General features: G+C 68.9%; 15 protein-coding genes. 6 read left to right on the forward strand and 9 right to left on the reverse strand.

The annotated features are described in order from the left end of the window. Nucleotides 1–12: 12 nt before the first annotated feature. Nucleotides 13–789: a hypothetical protein gene (locus Q0A34_RS11480; RefSeq protein WP_291480122.1), complete on the forward strand. Its 777-nt coding sequence runs from the start codon at nt 13–15 to the stop codon at nt 787–789. On the opposite strand, the gene Q0A34_RS11485 is transcribed toward Q0A34_RS11480, so the two are convergent. Both Q0A34_RS11485 and Q0A34_RS11490 read right to left on the reverse strand, forming a co-directional pair. Then, a complete protein-coding gene (locus Q0A34_RS11485; protein WP_291480123.1) occupies nt 767–2161 on the reverse strand; it encodes an alpha-hydroxy-acid oxidizing protein in 1395 nt (464 codons plus the stop codon). The genes Q0A34_RS11480 and Q0A34_RS11485 overlap by 23 nt on opposite strands. Before the next feature lie 165 nt (nt 2162–2326). Further along, nucleotides 2327–3955, reverse strand: coding sequence for an ABC-F family ATP-binding cassette domain-containing protein (locus Q0A34_RS11490; protein ID WP_291480124.1), 1629 nt, complete (start codon nt 3953–3955; stop codon nt 2327–2329). Between the two features lie 459 nt (nt 3956–4414). On the opposite strand from Q0A34_RS11490, the gene Q0A34_RS11495 reads away from it, so the two are divergent. After that, nucleotides 4415–5557 (forward strand): lycopene cyclase family protein, encoded by a 1143-nt coding sequence (locus tag Q0A34_RS11495; RefSeq protein ID WP_291480125.1) that lies wholly within the window; start codon nt 4415–4417, stop codon nt 5555–5557. Nucleotides 5558–5647: 90 nt separating this feature from the next. Here the strand turns inward: Q0A34_RS11495 and Q0A34_RS11500 are convergent, their stop codons facing one another. Genes Q0A34_RS11500 through Q0A34_RS11530 form a run of 7 tightly spaced genes read right to left on the reverse strand, consistent with a single transcriptional unit; the run spans nt 5648 to nt 11974 of the window. Further along, complete coding sequence (locus Q0A34_RS11500; protein ID WP_291480126.1) at nt 5648–6085, reverse strand: metal-sulfur cluster assembly factor; 438 nt, start codon at nt 6083–6085, stop codon at nt 5648–5650. Nucleotides 6086–6094: 9 nt separating this feature from the next. Beyond that, nucleotides 6095–6541, reverse strand: coding sequence for a Fe-S cluster assembly sulfur transfer protein SufU (sufU, locus tag Q0A34_RS11505; RefSeq protein ID WP_291480127.1), 447 nt, complete (start codon nt 6539–6541; stop codon nt 6095–6097). Further along, nucleotides 6538–7815 (reverse strand): cysteine desulfurase, encoded by a 1278-nt coding sequence (locus tag Q0A34_RS11510; RefSeq protein WP_291480128.1) that lies wholly within the window; start codon nt 7813–7815, stop codon nt 6538–6540. Before Q0A34_RS11510 ends, sufU begins: the two co-directional genes overlap by 4 nt. A gap of 6 nt (nt 7816–7821) precedes the next feature. After that, nucleotides 7822–8586 carry a Fe-S cluster assembly ATPase SufC gene (sufC, locus tag Q0A34_RS11515; RefSeq protein WP_291480129.1) on the reverse strand — a complete coding sequence of 255 codons (765 nt, stop codon included), beginning with the start codon at nt 8584–8586 and terminating at the stop codon, nt 7822–7824. Between the two features lie 36 nt (nt 8587–8622). Continuing rightward, on the reverse strand, nt 8623–9771 hold the full coding sequence (gene sufD / locus Q0A34_RS11520; protein ID WP_291480177.1) for a Fe-S cluster assembly protein SufD: 1149 nt from the start codon (nt 9769–9771) through the stop codon (nt 8623–8625). A gap of 60 nt (nt 9772–9831) precedes the next feature. Next, nucleotides 9832–11313: a Fe-S cluster assembly protein SufB gene (gene sufB, locus Q0A34_RS11525; RefSeq protein ID WP_291480130.1), complete on the reverse strand. Its 1482-nt coding sequence runs from the start codon at nt 11311–11313 to the stop codon at nt 9832–9834. Nucleotide 11314: 1 nt separating this feature from the next. After that, nucleotides 11315–11974 (reverse strand): metalloregulator ArsR/SmtB family transcription factor, encoded by a 660-nt coding sequence (locus Q0A34_RS11530; RefSeq protein WP_291480131.1) that lies wholly within the window; start codon nt 11972–11974, stop codon nt 11315–11317. Between the two features lie 233 nt (nt 11975–12207). Here Q0A34_RS11530 and mptB point away from each other — a divergent pair, with 233 nt between their 5' ends. The 4 genes from mptB (at nt 12208) to Q0A34_RS11550 (ending at nt 16832) form a co-directional block, all read left to right on the forward strand. Further along, nucleotides 12208–13875 carry a polyprenol phosphomannose-dependent alpha 1,6 mannosyltransferase MptB gene (gene mptB, locus Q0A34_RS11535; RefSeq protein WP_363316451.1) on the forward strand — a complete coding sequence of 556 codons (1668 nt, stop codon included), beginning with the start codon at nt 12208–12210 and terminating at the stop codon, nt 13873–13875. Nucleotides 13876–13900: 25 nt separating this feature from the next. Beyond that, nucleotides 13901–14833 (forward strand): ABC transporter ATP-binding protein, encoded by a 933-nt coding sequence (locus tag Q0A34_RS11540; RefSeq protein WP_291480179.1) that lies wholly within the window; start codon nt 13901–13903, stop codon nt 14831–14833. Then, nucleotides 14830–15630, forward strand: coding sequence for an ABC transporter permease (locus Q0A34_RS11545; protein ID WP_291480132.1), 801 nt, complete (start codon nt 14830–14832; stop codon nt 15628–15630). Before Q0A34_RS11540 ends, Q0A34_RS11545 begins: the two co-directional genes overlap by 4 nt. 161 nt (nt 15631–15791) lie before the next feature. Beyond that, the gene (locus Q0A34_RS11550) at nt 15792–16832 is read left to right on the forward strand and encodes a heme A synthase (protein WP_291480180.1); all 1041 of its coding nucleotides are present in this window, start codon (nt 15792–15794) and stop codon (nt 16830–16832) included. Nucleotides 16833–16938 lie beyond the last annotated feature (106 nt).

Below are 16938 nucleotides of genomic sequence, written 5' to 3' on the forward strand. Positions count from 1 at the left end.
AGGCCGACGGACGTGCCCCGGATCTTCACCCACGCCCGCAGCACCACCGCCATCGCGGACCCCGGCAACCTGATCGAGAAGGGGCATGCGGCGAGGACGTTCGCCGCACCGTGCCCCCTGCCCCCCGATGACGGGCGGGTCACCGGGGCCCTCCGCGACGCCGGGACGATGCCGGTGTCCGGCGTCCGCCTGTTCGGTCTGGCGACCGCGCAGCTGGTCCTCGTGGTCTCCGCCTGTGTCGTGCTGCTGGTCGGCGTGCTGCTCGTCGGCGCCGGGTCAGTGTCCGGTGTGGGGGTCGGCACCGTCCTGCTCCTGCTGGGAGTGGGGATACTCGGCTTCACCTGGGTGTCCGCCCGCGGTCGGCGGAGGAAGCTCGTGGCGTTGGCCTCGGCGTGGCAGAACGGGTGGCTGCGCTACGCGCCCGCCCGGGTCGGCGCGGTGTGGGTGGACCGCCGCGTGACCCACGGCAGGGGCAACAACCAGGGGGCCAACCAGGACAACCGCTACTGGTACCGCGCGGTGGTGGAGGTTCACCCCACCGACGGGACCCCGGTGTTCACCGTGGTCACCGACCCCTTCCAGGCACTGGCGAACCGTGAGGGTGTCCCGCACGACCTCGTCAGCGCCCCGAACCCGGTCGACGCCTTCGAACCCGAGTACACCAACGGCTGGACGATCGTGCGCTACGTGGCAGGGACCCGGGAGACCAGGTCGGGGTCCGCGACGGTCACCACGAACCTGTCCCTGGACCAGATCAGTGCCGCGCTCAGCGCCGCGGGGGTGCGCTGACCGCTTCGACCCGCGGGCCTGCCGGTGAGAACCGCCGCAGGTCCATGTCTCGAAGTCCCGCCACATCCGGCGCTCCGACCAGCGCCATCGTCAGGTCCAGGTCCGCCAGCACGTTCTCCACGACCTCCCGGACGCCCTGTTCCCCCGCCACAGCCAACCCGTACATGTGGGGGCGGCCGAGCAGGACGGCGTCGGCGCCCAGTGCCACGGCGACCGCCACGTCCCTCCCCGTGCGTATCCCGGAGTCGAGGAGGACGGTGGGACCGTCGCCCAGCCGGTCACGGATCTCGACGAGGGCGTCGAGGGAGGCCACGGCCCCGTCCACCTGGCGGCCGCCGTGGTTCGACACGATGATCGCGTCCGCGCCGGCCTCGAAGGCACGCTCTGCGTCGTCGGGGTGCAGGATGCCCTTGAAGACGACGGGCAGGGAGGTCCGCTGAGGCAGCGTGGACAACAGGTCCCAGTCGAGACCGGGGTTCGAGTAGATGTCCAGGAAGGTCTCCACCGACGCCCGGGGTTCCGGCGCCAGGAGGTTGCGCAGGGTCGGGCCCGGGTGCCGGCGGGCGATGGACAGCAGGGACGCCACCGCCGACGGGGTGACCCTGACGCCGGCGGTGCCTCCGGAGACCCGGTCGCGCAGCCGCTGCCGGACGATCCGCAGGAACCGGTTGTCCGAGGTGTACTGGGCGATGCCCTGGCCCCGGGAGAACGGCAGCGAACCCAGGTTCAGGTCCTGCGGGCGCCATCCCAACACTGTGGTGTCCAGGGTGACCACGAGTGCCCCGGCGCCGCTGGCCTCGGCCCGGGCGATGAGACTGTCCACGAGTAGCTCGTCCGTCGACCAGTAGAGCTGGAACCAGTGTCCAGCTTTTTGGCTTGACTTTCGAGGGTTCTGTGCCTGACGGTAGGTGGCCGCGATGGCCTCGAGCGGTGAACTTCCCTGGTTGCTCACCACGTAGGGGACGTTCGCCCGGGCGGCGGCACGGGCGATCATCAGGTCACTGTCGGGGTGGACCAGGGCCCCGGCGCCGACCGGGGCGAGCAGGAGCGGGAAGGCGAGGTCCTGCCCAAGGACGCTCGTCGACAAGTCTCTTTCCTTGATTCCGTGAGCCATCCGCGGAACTATCCGGTAACTGTCGAACGCCTGCCGGTTGTTGTCGTGGGTCCGGCCTTCCCCGGCGCTGCCGTGGACGTAGGCCCACGCCTTCCGCGACATCGCCCGGCGTGCCGCACGCTCCAGCCCGGCGGCGTCAGTGGGCACCCGTGGCCGGAGTCCGGCGACACCGGCCCGGTAGACGGTGTCCTGCCGGGCGCGTCCGGGGCCGGGTGCGTGGGTGGTGGAGCTGTTCGTGGCGTCGGTGTCGGTGTCCATGCCGAGATGGTATCTCCGCCGAAAGAAGCGTCAGGTGGATTCGGCTGAATCAGCGCAATCCCGGGTCAGAGACGGCAACCCCGGAGGACGGTCGGACCGGCCTGCCGGGTTGCTCTCCCCGGTTCGGTCCGGGGCTGGTCCGGGGCTGGTCCGGGGCCGGTCCGGTCAGGCGAGCTCGACGATCTCCATGTAGGCGTCCGACCAGAGGTCCTCGTCACCGTCAGGCAGGACGATGACACGTTCGGGCTCCAGCGCCCGGACAGCGCCCGGGTCGTGGGTGACCAGGATGACCGCGCCGGTGTAGGTGCGCAGTGCGTTGAGCACCTGCTCACGGGACTGCGGGTCCAGGTTGTTCGTCGGCTCGTCGAGCAACAGGACGTTCGCACGCGAGCTCACCAGCGTGGCCAGAGCCAGACGCGTCTTCTCACCGCCGGACAGCGTTCCGGCAGGCTGGTTGAGCTGCTCGCCGGAGAACATGAAGGCACCGAGGAGACCGCGGAGGTCCTGCTCCCCCGCTTCCGGACACGCCTGGATCGCGTTCTCCCAGACGGTGGCGTCAGGGTCGATCGTGTCGTGCTCCTGTGCGAAGTAGCCGACCTTGAGGCCGTATCCGCTGACGATGCCGCCTTCGCCGTCGGTACGCTCCACCCCGGCGAGGAGTTTGAGCAGCGTCGTCTTTCCGGCACCGTTGAAGCCCAGGACCACCACCCGGGAACCCCGGTCCACGGCCAGGTCCACCCCGGCGAATACCTCGAGGGAGCCGTACATCTTGGTCAGGCCCTTTGCGTTCATCGGGGTCTTGCCGCACGGGGCGGGTTCAGGGAAGGAGATGCTGGCGTACTTGTCGTCCTGACGGACCTCGTCGAGGTCGTCGATCATGCGGTCTGCACGCGCGAGCATCTGCTTGGCCGCCGCGGCCTTGGTGGCCTTCGCCCCGAGCTTCGCGGCCTGCTGGCGCAGTGCCCCGGCCTTCTTCTCCGCATTGGCCTTCTCGCGTCGGCGACGGGCCTCGTCAGTGGCGCGGGCGTCGAGGTACTTCTTCCACGTCATGTTGTAGACGTCGGCCTCGCCGCGCACGGCGTCGAGGAACCACACCTTGTTGACGACGGCCTCGAGGAGCTCGACGTCGTGGGAGATCATGACCAGTCCACCCTCATGCCGCTGCAGGAAGTCCCGCAGCCAGGTGATCGAGTCCGCGTCGAGGTGGTTGGTGGGCTCGTCGAGGAGCAGGGTCGTCGCCGAACGGCCGGACCCCGAGGTGGCGGCGAAGAGGATCTGCGCGAGTTCCACCCGTCGGCGCTGGCCGCCTGAGAGGGTTCTGAGCTGCTGGTCGAGAACCCGCTGCGGGAGTCCGAGCCCGTCACAGATCCGGGCCGCCTCGGAGTCGGCCTCGTAACCCCCGAGGGCGGCGTAACGCTCCTCCAACCGGCTGTACTTGATGATCGCGGCGTCGCGCTGGGAGTCCGTGCCGGTCTCCATGAGCTCCTGCTGGCGGTCCATGGACGAGCGGAGCTGATCCAGGCCGCGGGCGGACAGGACGCGGTCACGGGCCGTCTGCTCGATGTCGCCCTCCTTGGAGTCCTGCGGGAGGTAGCCGATCTCGCCGGAGCGCGTCACGGTACCGCCGTAGGGCTCTCCCTCGCCGGCGAGGATGCGCATGGAGGTGGTCTTGCCGGCGCCGTTGCGGCCGACGAGACCGATGCGGTCGCCCGGTTGGACACGGAGCTGCTGACCGGGCGCGTTGAGGAGGGTGCGAGCCCCCACCCGCACCTCGAGGTCCTGAGTAACAATCACAACGGTCCATCGTATCACCGACGTCCCGCAGTCGTGGAGGTGGGCGCCGCGCTCTCCTTCTCCCCCCTAGGGAGAGAGCCACGTCGTGCCTCCGGTCGAGCCACGAGGGCGACCCACCCACCACTTCCGCCGAGTTCCGGAACAACGGGGCCCCCGAGTTTCCGGACATCTGGTCCTACCGGCCGGGGCCCGCTGGACAGATATCAATGTAGTCCCTGACCATGGGTTGGTGCTGTGAATCGTGTATGTTGTTCACTCTCCGCATTAACTACGGGGGGTAGAGTGTCAGGGCGAAACCGGGAGGTCGTGCCGTCGTTCTCGGCCGTCGCCCCTCCTGAACTGCTTTTTTGCCGTTCCCGAGTAATATGACGGCACGTCCGCCGTTCGGGGGTGGTGTCCCGTGCGTTACCACAGCCCTCCGGTCTCAGTTCACCGATCGACCACAGGAGTCCCGTAGACATGCACATCGCCGTCATCGGACTGGGCCCGGCCGGTGCGCTGCTCGCCCACCGCGCAGCACGGAACGGGTGGACGGTCGACGCGTACGACCCACGGTGCACCGCCACGCCCGCCGGTGATCTCCAGCTTCCGCGCTGGACGAGCACATACGGTGTATTCCCCGGCAGTCTCCCCGGATGGGTACGGGAGGTGGTCGCCTTCTCCTCGGTTACCCCCGACCTCGAGGTGTACACGCCCCGTCGCCGGTCGCTGGGTGGCCGCGACTACGCGATCATCGACCGCGACGAGACCCGACGCCGACTCTCCACGGCGGGTGACGGCCTGCGTCTGCACCGACGGAAGGTGGACGCCCTCGACCCGGTGGCCCTGGGGGTGGACGTTGTGGTGGACTGCCGTGGCGTCGTCGACCGGGCCGGTGACCTCCGGCAGGTCGCCTACGGTGTGGTGGTGCCGTCCACCGGCGAACCGCCGGAGCCCGCGGTGTTCATGGACTGGCGTCCCGCGGCGGGGGCCGGTGCTCCCCCGAGTTTCCTCTACGTCCAGCATGTCGACGGCGGGACCCTGTACGAGGAGACCGTCCTGGTGACACGGCGGCGCACCAGGGTGATGCTGGAGGTGCTTGAACGGCGACTGAGCGCCCGCCTGCCGCAGTTCACCGGGTACACGACCACCGAGACCGTCCACTTCCCGGTCGCCCGACGTGTCCGCGGCTGGTACACCGGGGTACGCGACGGGGTGGCGGTGTTCGGAGCGGCCGGCGGGATGACCCACCCGGCGACCGGGTACTCCGTCGCCGAGTCCGCGTCCACGGTGGACCGGATGCTCAGCATGCTGGACAAGGGAGCTCTCCCCCGCCGTGAACGCCTCTCCGCGTCGCTGGCCTACCGGCTCCGGCTGCTCGGCGCTGAACTCGTCGCCGTGGCGGACGGTGCGACCCTGCAGCGGTTCTTCGACGCCTTCTTCGAGCTTCCCGCGCACCGGCAGATGTCCTACCTGACCGGCCAGCACGGTGGCGGTGTGGCGCTGACGATGCTGGCCCTCGCGAGGTACCCGCGTCGGGTCCTGCCTTTCCTGCGACCTCTGCCCCGTGTGTTGTGGGCCATGGCCGTCGGCGGCCGGTGTGCCCGACGCCCCGGCACCTGACGCGAAAGACCACCACCCGGGGTACGCGTACTGGGTAGTAGGCGTACCCCGGGTGGTGGACATTGCCCGGGTGGACTCAGCGGTGCGGTGTCACACGCTGAAACCGAGGTAGCGCAACTGTTCGCGACCGTCGGCGTTGATCATGTGCGGACCCCACGGCGGGGACCACACCCAGTTGATCCTCAGGGCGGAGATCTGCTCGATGCCGTCGACCACGGCGGTGGTCGCCTGGTCCTCCAGCATGTCGGTCAAGGGGCAGGCCGGCGACGTCAACGTCATGTTGATGACCGCCTCGGTGCCCTTGTCGGTGTGCTCCACCCACACCTGGTAGACCAGGCCGAGGTCCACGACGTTGATCCCCAGTTCGGGGTCGATCACGTCGAGCATCGCCTCCTCGATCTGGTCGGAGAGCATCACGTCCTCCGGGGGGATGTCCTTCGGGGGCTCAGGCACCGCGTCCAGCGGATTCGGGTCCATCTGCGGGGACGTCGGCTCGGCGGCCGTGTCGGTGGTGGTGTCGTCACTCATGGTGGGTCCTCACTTCTCGTTGGTTGACTCGCTGGTGGCGGCCTCGAAGGCCTTCCACCCCAGCAGGGCGCACTTCACCCGGGCGGGGTACCTGGACACTCCCGCGAACGCCACCCCGTCGCCGATGACGTCCTCGTCACCCTCCACTGTGCCCCGTGAGGTGACCATCCTCTCGAACTCGGCGAGCTTCGCCATCGCCTCGGGCACGCTGAGCCCGGTGAGTTCCTCGGCCATCACCGAGGTCGCCGCCTGGCTGATCGAACAACCGGTGGCGTCGTAGGAGATGTCGGTGACGGTCCCCAGGTCCTCCGAGAGGGTCACACGCAAGGTGACCTCGTCGCCGCAGGAGGTGTTGACGTGGTGGACCTCCGCATTGAACGGGGTTCGCAGGCCGGCGTGCTGCGGGTGCTTGTAGTGGTCCAGGATCACTTCCTGGTACATCTGCTCGAGCTTCACTGGGGCTGCCTCACGTTCTGGTCCTCCTCGGCGACGGTGCCGAAGAACCGTTGGGCGGCGCGGATCGCGTCGACCAGGGCGTCGACCTCCTCCACGGTGTTGTACAGGTAGAAACTGGCGCGGGCGGTCGCCTGGACACCGAGGGCACGGTGCGCCGGCCACGCGCAGTGGTGGCCCACCCGGATACACACGCCGTGGTCGTCGAGGACCTGGCCGAGGTCGTGCGGGTGGATGCCGTCGACGACGAAACTGACCGCCGAGCCACGGTCCACGTTATCGGACGGACCGATGACCCGTAGTCCCTCGACCGTGGAAAGACGCTCCAGGGCGTAACCGGTGAGCGCGTGCTCGTGTGCGGCGACATTGTCCATGCCGAGGGCCCGGAGGTACTCCACCGCGGCCCCCAGCCCCACGACCTGGGAGGTCATCTGGGTGCCGGCCTCGAAGCGCTGCGGCGGGGCGGCGTAGGTCGTCTTCTCCATGGTCACGATCTCGATCATCGACCCCCCGGTGAGGAACGGCGGAAGGTTCGCCAGCAGGCCCGCCCTGCCGTAGAGCACACCGACACCGTTCGGACCGAGCATCTTGTGTCCCGAGAACGCGGCGAAGTCGACGTCCAGTGCGTGGAAGTCGACCGGCATGTGCGGCACCGACTGGCAGGCGTCCAGGACGAACAGCGCACCCACGGCGTGGGCGCGCCGGACGGCCTCGGCGACGTCGAGCTGGGCGCCGGTCACATTGGACTGGTGGCTCAGTGCGACCACGCGTGTGCGTTCCGACAGCTCGAGACTGTCGAGGTCGATTCGCCCGTCCGGCGTGGCCGAGTACCAGCGCAGCGTGGCGCCGGTGCGTTGTGCGAGCTCCTGCCACGGCACGAGGTTGGCGTGGTGCTCGAGCTCGGAGACGACGATCTCGTCGCCGGCGCCGACCGCCACGTCACCGGCGCGGGGGTCGCCCAGAATGTAGGCGACCTCGTTCAGCGCCTCGGTCGCGTTCTTGGTGAAGGCGATCTCCTCGTCGGCGGCACCGACGAAACGCGCGACGGCGTCACGTGCGCTCTCGTACGAGTCGGTCGCCTCCTCGGCGATCTCGTAGGCGCCACGGTGAACCGGGGCGTTGTGCTCCGTGAGGAAGGTCCGCTCGGCGTCGAGGACCTGGAGCGGCCGTTGCGCGGTCGCACCGGAATCCAGGTACACGAGTGGACGACCGTCCCGTACCGTGCGAGACAGGATCGGGAAGTCCGCCCTGATGGCGGCGGTGTCCAGTGGGGTCATTCGATATCAGGCCTTTGCGGTGAATCGCTCGTAGCCGTGCTCCTCGAGTTCCTTGGCGAGCTCGGGGCCGCCGGACTCGACGACACGTCCCTTGGCGAAGACGTGGACGAAGTCGGGTGTCACGTAGTTCAGGATGCGCTGGTAGTGGGTGATCATGATCAGTCCACCGTCCTCACGCTCCTTGTAGCGGTTGATGCCCTCGGAGACGGTGCGCAGCGCGTCGACGTCGAGACCGGAGTCCGTCTCGTCGAGGATGGCGAACTTCGGCTTCAGCAGGGAGAGCTGCAGGATCTCGTGGCGCTTCTTCTCACCGCCGGAGAAGCCCTCGTTCACGGAACGCTCCGAGAACGCCGGGTCGATCTCCAGCTCGTCCATCGCGGTCCGGGCCTCCTTCACCCACTGACGCAGCTTCGGAGCCTCGCCGCGCACGGCGGTGGCGGCGGACCGCAGGAAGTTGGCCATGGAGACACCGGGGACCTCGACCGGGTACTGCATCGCGAGGAAGAGTCCGGCGCGGGCGCGTTCCGAGACGTCCATGTCGAGCAGGTTCTCGCCGTCGAGGAGCACCTCGCCCTCGGTGATCTCGTACCGGGGGTGCCCGGCGATGGCGTAGGAGAGGGTGGACTTGCCGGAGCCGTTCGGGCCCATGATGGCGTGGGTCTCACCGGAATTCACGGTGAGGTTGACGCCGTGGAGGATCGGCTTGGGATCCTCGTTCTCGTCCTGGGGGACCACCTGTGCGTGGAGGTTCTTGATCTCGAGAGTGCTCATGATGTGTGTGTAGTTCCTTACCGGGGTGTGGGTGGATCAGAGGACGGTGTTGGCGAGTTCCTGCTCGACGACGTCCTCGAGGTTCTCGCGGATGCCCTCGACCGGGACACGGCGGATGACGTCGGTGAAGAAGCCGCGGATGATCAGGCGGCGCGCCTCCTCGTCGGGGATGCCGCGGGACTTCAGGTAGAACATGTGCTCGTCGTCGAAGCGTCCGACGGTGGCTGCGTGGCCGGCACCGACGATCTCACCGGTCTGGATCTCCAGGTTCGGCACGGCATCGGCACGTGCGCCCTCGGTGAGCACGAGGTTCTTGTTCGTTTCGTAGGTGTCCGTGCCGGTGGCCTCGGGACGGATCAGCACGTCGCCGATCCACACCGTGCGGGCCTCGGTACCGTGCCGCCCGGTCTCGCCCTGGAGGGCGGACTTGTAGAGAACGTTGGAGCGGCAGTTGGGCACGCTGTGGTCGACCAGCAGACGCTGCTCGAAGTACTGGCCGGCGTCGGCGAAGGACACGCCCAACAGTTCGGCGTCGCCGCCGGGGGCGGTGAACCGCACGTGCGGGACCGACCGCACGACGTCCCCGCCGAAGGTGGCGACGGTGTGGCGGACCGTGGCGTCACGGCCGACGAGGATGTGCGAGTTCGACAGGTGCACCGCGGTGCGTCCCCAGTCCTCCCACACGACGGTGGTCAGGCGGGCGCCGTCACCGACGACGAACTCCAGGTTGTCGGAGTGCACGCCCTCGCCCTGGTAGCGCAGCACGACGATGGCCTCGGCGTGCGGCTCGAGCTCGATGACGGTGGTGCCGTAGGCGGTCACGTCGTCGCCGGACCCGGTGACCGTCACAGTGACCGGAGCCTCGAGGACGGTGTCCTTCGCCACGAGTACGTGGTCGGCCACGGTGCTGTTGACCCAGGCCTCCGCCGCGGGCCGGTCGACGGGCAGCCCGGCCCGGCCGGTGCGCTCGTCGTCCATGTCCAGCTCGGAGTAGCTCACCCCTGCCTGGTCGCCGGTGTCGACGGTGACCTGTGGCCGTGCCGCCGGAGCGGCCTTGCCGGACGCGGCGTCCTCCAGTCCGCGCAGACGGCGCAGCGGGGTGAAGCGCCAGTCCTCGTCCTTGCCGTGCGGGACCGGGAAGGCCGCCGGGTCGGTGGACTGGAAGCGGTCACCCTTGGTGGGCATGCTGTTGGCGGGTGTGGTCTCCGCAACCTGGTCCGGGGTAGTAACGGGAGTGGTCATCGGTTAACCCACCGATCCTTCCATCTGCAGTTCGATCAGTCGGTTGAGCTCCAGTGCGTACTCCATCGGGAGCTCCTTGGCGATGGGCTCGACGAATCCGCGGACGATCATCGCCATCGCCTCGTCCTCCTCGAGCCCGCGGCTCATGAGGTAGAACAGCTGGTCCTCGGACACCTGCGAGACCGTGGCCTCGTGGCCGAGGGTGACGTGGTCGTTGCGGATGTCGTTGTAGGGGTACGTGTCCGACCGTGAGATCGAGTCGACCAGCAGGGCGTCGCACTCCACGTTCGCCTTGGAGTGGTGGGCCTCCTTGTTGATCTGCACCAGGCCGCGGTAGGCGGCGCGCCCGCCGGAGCGGGCCACCGACTTGGACACGATGTTGCTGGAGGTGTACGGCGCCATGTGCACCATCTTCGCCCCGGTGTCCTGCACCTGGTTCTCGCCGGCGAAGGCCACGGAGAGGACCTCACCCTTGGCGTGCGGACCGGTCATCCACACCGCCGGGTACTTCATGGTCACCTTGGAGCCGATGTTGCCGTCGACCCACTCCATGGTGGCGCCCTCTTCGGCCCGGGTGCGCTTGGTGACCAGGTTGTAGACGTTGTTCGACCAGTTCTGGATGGTCGTGTAGCGGCAGCGGCCGCCCTTCTTGACCACGATCTCCACGACGGCGGAGTGCAGGGAGTCCGACTTGTAGATCGGCGCGGTGCACCCCTCCACGTAGTGGACGTAGGCGTCCTCGTCCACGATGATCAGCGTGCGCTCGAACTGGCCCATGTTCTCGGTGTTGATCCGGAAGTAGGCCTGCAGTGGGATGTCCACGTGCACACCCTTGGGCACGTAGATGAACGAGCCGCCGGACCACACGGCGGTGTTCAGGGCGGAGAACTTGTTGTCGCCGGCGGGGATCACCGTGCCGAAGTGCTCCTTGAACAGCTCCGGGTACTCCTTGAGTGCGGTGTCGGTGTCCAGGAAGATCACGCCCTGGCTCTCCAGGTCCTCACGGATCTGGTGGTACACGACCTCGGACTCGTACTGGGCGGCGACGCCGGCGACCAGACGCTGCTTCTCCGCCTCGGGGATGCCGAGTTTGTCGTAGGTCTGCTTGATGTCCTCGGGCAGGTCCTCCCACGACTGGGCCTGCTTCTCCGTGGACCGCACGAAGTACTTGATGTTGTCGAAGTCGATGCCCTCGAGGTCGGCGCCCCAGGTGGGCATCGGCTTGCGGTCGAAGGTCTTCAGGGCCTTCAGACGGCGCTCGAGCATCCACTCGGGCTCGTTCTTCTTGGCGGAGATGTCGCGGACGACGGCCTCCGACAGGCCACGCTCGGCGGCGGCACCGGCGGCGTCGGAGTCGTGCCAGCCGTAGCCGTAGGCGCCGATGGAGTCGATGATCTCGTCATCGGTCTGCGGCTTCGTCGGCTTCGTCGTCGCCTCGGCCGGCGTCTGTGCCTTGTTGTCGGGTAATTGTGCGGCTTGAGTCATGTCAGCTCTCCTTCGTGGATGAAGGGTGGATTGTGGTCAGCGGGATGTGTGTCGTGCAGATACCGTTGCCGTCGGCGATGGTCGCCAGGGGTTGGGTGTGGTGGCCGAGGAGTTCGGTGACCACCCGGTGCTCCGCCGCGCAGAGTTCGGGGAACTCGTGGGCGACGTCCTGGATCGGACAGTGGTGACGGCAGATCTGGACGCCGGTCGCCGCCTCGTCGACCGTGGCCGCGTAGCCACGCTCGGTCAGCGCCTCGGCGATCCGCCCCGCCCGGTCCACGACGTCCTCCGGGACGGAGTCGTCGACGGACCTGAACAGGTCCTGCATACGCTGGTCGGCGAACTCGGCGACCGCGTCGTCACCACCGGTCTCCCGGAGGGCCCGGAGGGCCAGGAGCGCGAGTGTGTCGTAATCATGGCCGAAACGGCCCCGTCCGGCGTCGGTCAGCCGGTACAGTCTGGCGGGGCGGCCGCGGGTGCGGCCCCCGACGGACCGGGGTGCCTCGACCGTCTCGGCGAGTCCGTCGGAGACGATGTTGTCGAGGTGCCGGCGGACGCCGGCGGCACTCAGCCCGAGCGCCTCGCTGATGTCGGTGGCACTGACCGGTCCGTTCCGGAGGATCTGCGCCAGAACTTCACGGCGTGTGTCCCGTTCGCTCATGAGCTGTTCCCTCCTCGACGACAGTTGTGACAGCGGGTCATGATTAGACAACACGAGTGTCGCGTAAATCATTCCCGTTGTCTAATAAGGCCAGGCTGACCTGTTGTTTCGCAGCTCTACCGAATCCGACAATTTCGCAACACCGGGCGGTCCGCAGGGAGGGTCCGGAGGGGGCTGAGGTGTCGGTGGGGTGTCGTGCGCCCCGCCGCGCCGCCGGCCCGTAGAATGCCGGTGTGACCCAGCCACCTCCCTCTGACAGCAACGTGGCCACCGCCGGCCGTCGCCGGTTGCGTGGTCCCGGGGGCATGTTCGGCCTCCTGCCGAACATCGGCACCGCCGGCTCGCGCAGTGCCCGGCTGCACACGACCAGCCCCGCGGCCTCCACCCGTGGCTTCACCCCCGCCGAGCTGCTGCGGCTGAGACTGGGTATCTTCACCGGCATCGTGGGATCCGTGCTGATCGGGGTCGGCGGCATCGGCGCAGGGGCGCTCCCCGTGGTCGGCAATTCACTGTGGTCCCTGCCGGTCAGCGGTTTCCTGTCGCGCATGCTGCACACCACCACCGTGGCGGTGTTCGTGGGGATCAGCCTGCTCATCGTGGGCTGGCTGCTCCTCTGGCGCTACTGTGTGCCGTCGAAGGACGCCTCTGCGCCGCTGCTCCCCATGGCCACGCTGGTGCGCACCGGTATCCTGTGGGTGCTCCCGTTGCTGGCCACGGCCCCGATGTTCACCCAGGACATCTACTCCTACCTGGCGCAGGGGTCGATCGCCGCACAGGGACTGGACCCCTATTCCGCCGGGCCGGTGGACCTGCTCGGGGTCGACAACGACCTGGCCCGGTCGGTGCCTTTCGAGTGGTCCCACTCCCCCGCGCCCTACGGGCCTGTCGCCGTGGGGATGGCGGCGGTCATCTCCAAGGTCACCGGCGACGTCATCGCCGCCGGGGTGATCATCCACCGGCTGATCTCGGTGGCGGCGGTCATAGTGGCGGCGTGGGCGGTCGTGCGTCTGGCGCGCCGCTGCGGGGTGCAGCCCCAGGCGGCGCTGTGGCTCGGGATCCTCAATCCGCTGGTCTACCTTCACCTGGTCGCCGGTGTCCACAACGAGGCCGTCATGATGGGACTGCTGCTCGCCGGTGTGGAGTGCGGCCTGCGGGCCGTCGACCCGGACCGTCCCACCGTCGCCGGGCGGTGGATGTGGGGTGTGGCCGGCGTGGTGCTCATCAGCTCGGCGGGCATGGTGAAGGTGACCGCCTTCCTGGCACTGGGCTTCGTCGGTGTCGCACTGGCCCGGTACCTGGGCGGACGGTTCCGCGACCTCGTGGTCGCCGCACTGGTGTACGCCGCCGGGTCCGCGGCGACGGTGGTCGTCATGTCCGTGGGCACCGGGCTGGGCTTCGGCTGGATCCTGGTGCAGGGCGGGGCGACGGAGGTGATCAGCTGGATGTCGGTGACCACCGACATCGGGCTGCTCACCGCGAACACCGGCGCCCGCCTGGGGCTCGGTGACCACACGGACGTGGCGTTGTCGACCGCCCGGCTGATCGGCCTGATGATCGGCGGGTTCTGGGTGGTGCGCATGCTCTGGGCGTCTTTCCGGGGACGGGTGCACCCCGTCGGCGGGCTGGGGGTGGCGACGTTCTTCCTCGTCGTGTTCTTCCCGGTCGTCCACCCCTGGTACGTGCTGTGGGCCGTGATGCCACTGGCCGCGTGGGCGAACCGGGCGACGTTCCGGGTGGCGGTCGTCGCATACTGCGCGATCCTCAGCTACTTCATCCTCCCCCGTGGCCTGAACCTGCCGCCGTCGACGGTGGCGGTGATGTACCTGATGTCCGCACTGTTCTCCGTGGTGATCATCATCGTCGGCTGGCTGCTTTACCTACGCCGCAAGACCACCGGCTAGACTCTGGGCCGTGGATAGCGCTGGGATGGACGCGGGCAGCAGACCTGCACTCCGCTTGCGGGGCGTGGTCAAACGGTACGGGGACGTCACCGCGGTCGACGGTCTCGACCTGACGGTCGGGCAGGCCGAGGTGCTCGCGCTCCTGGGGCCCAACGGTGCGGGGAAGACGACGACGGTCGAGATGTGCGAGGGATTCCTCGTGCCCGACGCCGGCACCGTCGAGGTGCTCGGCACCGACCCCGCCCAGGACACCGACCGGCTACGGGGACGTATCGGGGTGATGCTGCAGGGTGGCGGAGCCTACCCGGGCATCCGGGTCGGTGAGATGCTCGACCTCGCCGCGTCCTACTCCGCGGACCCGCTCGACCCCTCCTGGCTCCTGGAGACGGTGGGACTCACGGGGCACGAGAAGGCCAACTACCGCCGGCTGTCCGGAGGCCAGCAGCAGCGTCTCTCCCTGGCGCTGGCCCTGGTGGGCCGGCCCGAGCTCGTGTTCCTGGACGAGCCGACCGCCGGACTGGACGCGCAGTCGCGCCTGGCAGTGTGGGACCTCGTCGCCGCACTGCGCAACGACGGCGTGTCGGTGGTCCTCACCACCCACCTCATGGACGAGGCCGAGGCGCTGGCGGACCAGGTCGTGATCATCGACCACGGCCGGGCGGTGGCGCAGGGCACCATCAGCGAGCTCACCAGCAGCGCGGACCCGAGGGTCGCGGTGGCCACAGACCGGGAGGTCGACCTCCCCGCCCTGGCCCGGCGGCTCGCACCCCTGGGCGCCACGGTCTCGGTGACCCGTCCCACCCTGCTGACGGTGTCGGCGACGGTCACCCCTGAACTCATCAACGAGATCACCGGCGAGGCGGCCCGTCAGGGGGTGCTGGTGACCTCACTGGACGTCGACCAGCGCAGCCTGGAGAGCGTCTTCCTCGACATCACCGGAAGGGAGATCCGGGCATGATCCGGAATCGACAGTCCACCGGGCGGTTCACTCCCGGACAGTTCACCCCCCGCCCGCGGCAGGCACCCACCGGGCGCATGCTCCTGGCGCAGGCGCGGATCGAGACCCTGCTGTTCCTGCGGCACGGGGAGCAGCAGCTCCTCTCCCTGGTGATTCCCCTGGGGCTGCTGATCGCCCTGAGCCTGATCCCCGTCGTCCCCCTGGACGACCCGGTGCAGAGCGTCTACCCGATGACCGTGGGCATCGCCCTGATGAGCGCCGGTTTCACCGGACAGGCCATCGCCGTGGCCTTCGACCGACGCTACGGGGCGCTCAAACGCATCGGCGCCTGCGGTGTCCCGCGGCGCATCCTGATCAGCGGTAAGGTCCTGGCCGTCGGGGCGGCGGTCCTGGTGCAGCTGGTGGTCCTCACCGTCGTCGCCCTGCTGCTGGGGTGGTCACCGAGCGCCGCGGGCGCGTTGCCCGCCGTGCTGTTCATCGTGGTCGGCGTCGCCACCTTCACCGCCCTCGGGCTGCTGCTCGGCGGGACGCTGAGTTCCGAGCTCGTCCTGGCCCTGGGGAACACCGTGTGGTTCATCCTCATGGGCGCGGCGGTGCTCACCACCATGAACACCGACATCAGCGGGCCGGTGCACGCCGCCCTGCGTGCCCTGCCCTCGGTGGCGCTCACCGACGGCCTCGTCGACGCCGCGGCGGGCACGCTCAACGTCGCCGCCCTCCTCGTCCTCGCCGCCTGGGGTGCGGTGGGTGGCGCACTGGCCGTCCGGTACTTCTCCTTCACCATGGAGAATGACTGACCCGCGACGGTTCCGCACCCCTCTCAGGATTACGGTCGCCGTGTCCGGGAGAGATAGACTGGAGCACCGTGAAGGTCTCCCAGAAAACCCAGGACGACAGCCCGACAGCCAGTGACGACGCGGCCCCCGCACCCAGGGTGGGAGACTCCACCCTGGTGCGGATGCGGGAACGGGTGGCGGCCACCACCCACCCGGTGAACCGCTTCTTCCTCCGCCTCTACACCGCGATCCTGGCGCTGTGCGCCAGGACCCCCGTCCCCACCGTCCGACGCCAGCGGCTGTACGCGGTGATCCTCATGGTGTGCCAGGGCGGCATCACCTTCACCGGCTCCCTCGTGCGCGTCACGGGGTCGGGTCTGGGCTGCCCGACGTGGCCCCAGTGCCACCCCGGCTCACTGGTCCCCGAGTCCGGCACGACCCCGGCGATCCACCAGGCCATCGAGTTCGGCAACCGGATGCTCACCTTCGTCCTCATCCTCGCCGCACTGGTGGCGTTCCTCGCCGTGCTGAGGGCCGCGCGCCGCAGCTCCATCCTGCACATCGCGTTCCTCCAGGGCATCGGCATCATCGCCCAGGCGGTCATCGGCGGGATCACGGTGCATCTCGACCTGGCGTGGTGGATCGTGATGGCGCACTTCCTCCCGTCGATGGTGCTCGTGTTCTTCGCCGCGGTGATGGTGGTCAAGATCGGCGAGGACGACGACAGCCCCCGCCGCGCGACCATGCCGAGGCCCCTGCGGTGGGCCACCTGGGGATCGGCCCTGACCCTGGCCGTCACCCTGGTGACCGGCACCATGACCACGAGTTCGGGGCCCCACGCCGGTGACGAGGCGATCCAGGAGGGTGACCGTCTGCAGGTCGCACTCTTCGAGATCGCGAACCTGCACGCCCACGCGATGTACCTCTACATGGGCATCACCGTCGGTCTGCTGGCCGGCCTGCTGGCCGTGCACGTCGACCGTCGGATCAAGACCGCGGCGACGGTCCTGATCGCCGGGATCATCGTCCAGGGCATCGTCGGCGTTGTCCAGTACAACCTGGGCGTGCCCCGGTGGACCGTGCCGCCGCACGTGCTCGGCTCGGCCATCGTCACCGCGGCCACCGGCCTGCTGTGGTCGATGCGGTTCCGCCGTGGTGACGATGCCGCCGACCGCGACTACGACACCGAGGACGCCGTCAGCGACGAGGCGGCGGGCCGGTAGAGGCAGTCACCCCTGTCCGGCCCCTGTGACCCGGTACAGCCCCGTCCCCCACCGAATGGGGGACGGGGCTGTACGGCGTCCGGTGTCCGACGGTCAGGGCCGGAGG

It is taken from the genome of Corynebacterium sp., assembly GCF_022712195.1.
Lineage (GTDB): Bacteria > Actinomycetota > Actinomycetes > Mycobacteriales > Mycobacteriaceae > Corynebacterium.

Coding starts and splice junctions, on each gene's coding strand:
- Q0A34_RS11485 (WP_291480123.1), bottom strand. CDS start 2,161: ATGGACACCGACACCGACGCCACGAACAGCTCCACCACCCACGCACCC.
- Q0A34_RS11495 (WP_291480125.1), top strand. CDS start 4,415: ATGCACATCGCCGTCATCGGACTGGGCCCGGCCGGTGCGCTGCTCGCC.
- Q0A34_RS11500 (WP_291480126.1), bottom strand. CDS start 6,085: ATGAGTGACGACACCACCACCGACACGGCCGCCGAGCCGACGTCCCCG.
- Q0A34_RS11510 (WP_291480128.1), bottom strand. CDS start 7,815: ATGACCCCACTGGACACCGCCGCCATCAGGGCGGACTTCCCGATCCTG.
- sufC (WP_291480129.1), bottom strand. CDS start 8,586: ATGAGCACTCTCGAGATCAAGAACCTCCACGCACAGGTGGTCCCCCAG.
- sufD (WP_291480177.1), bottom strand. CDS start 9,771: ATGCCCACCAAGGGTGACCGCTTCCAGTCCACCGACCCGGCGGCCTTC.
- sufB (WP_291480130.1), bottom strand. CDS start 11,313: ATGACTCAAGCCGCACAATTACCCGACAACAAGGCACAGACGCCGGCC.
- Q0A34_RS11530 (WP_291480131.1), bottom strand. CDS start 11,974: ATGAGCGAACGGGACACACGCCGTGAAGTTCTGGCGCAGATCCTCCGG.
- Q0A34_RS11540 (WP_291480179.1), top strand. CDS start 13,901: ATGGACGCGGGCAGCAGACCTGCACTCCGCTTGCGGGGCGTGGTCAAA.
- Q0A34_RS11545 (WP_291480132.1), top strand. CDS start 14,830: ATGATCCGGAATCGACAGTCCACCGGGCGGTTCACTCCCGGACAGTTC.
- Q0A34_RS11550 (WP_291480180.1), top strand. CDS start 15,792: ATGCGGGAACGGGTGGCGGCCACCACCCACCCGGTGAACCGCTTCTTC.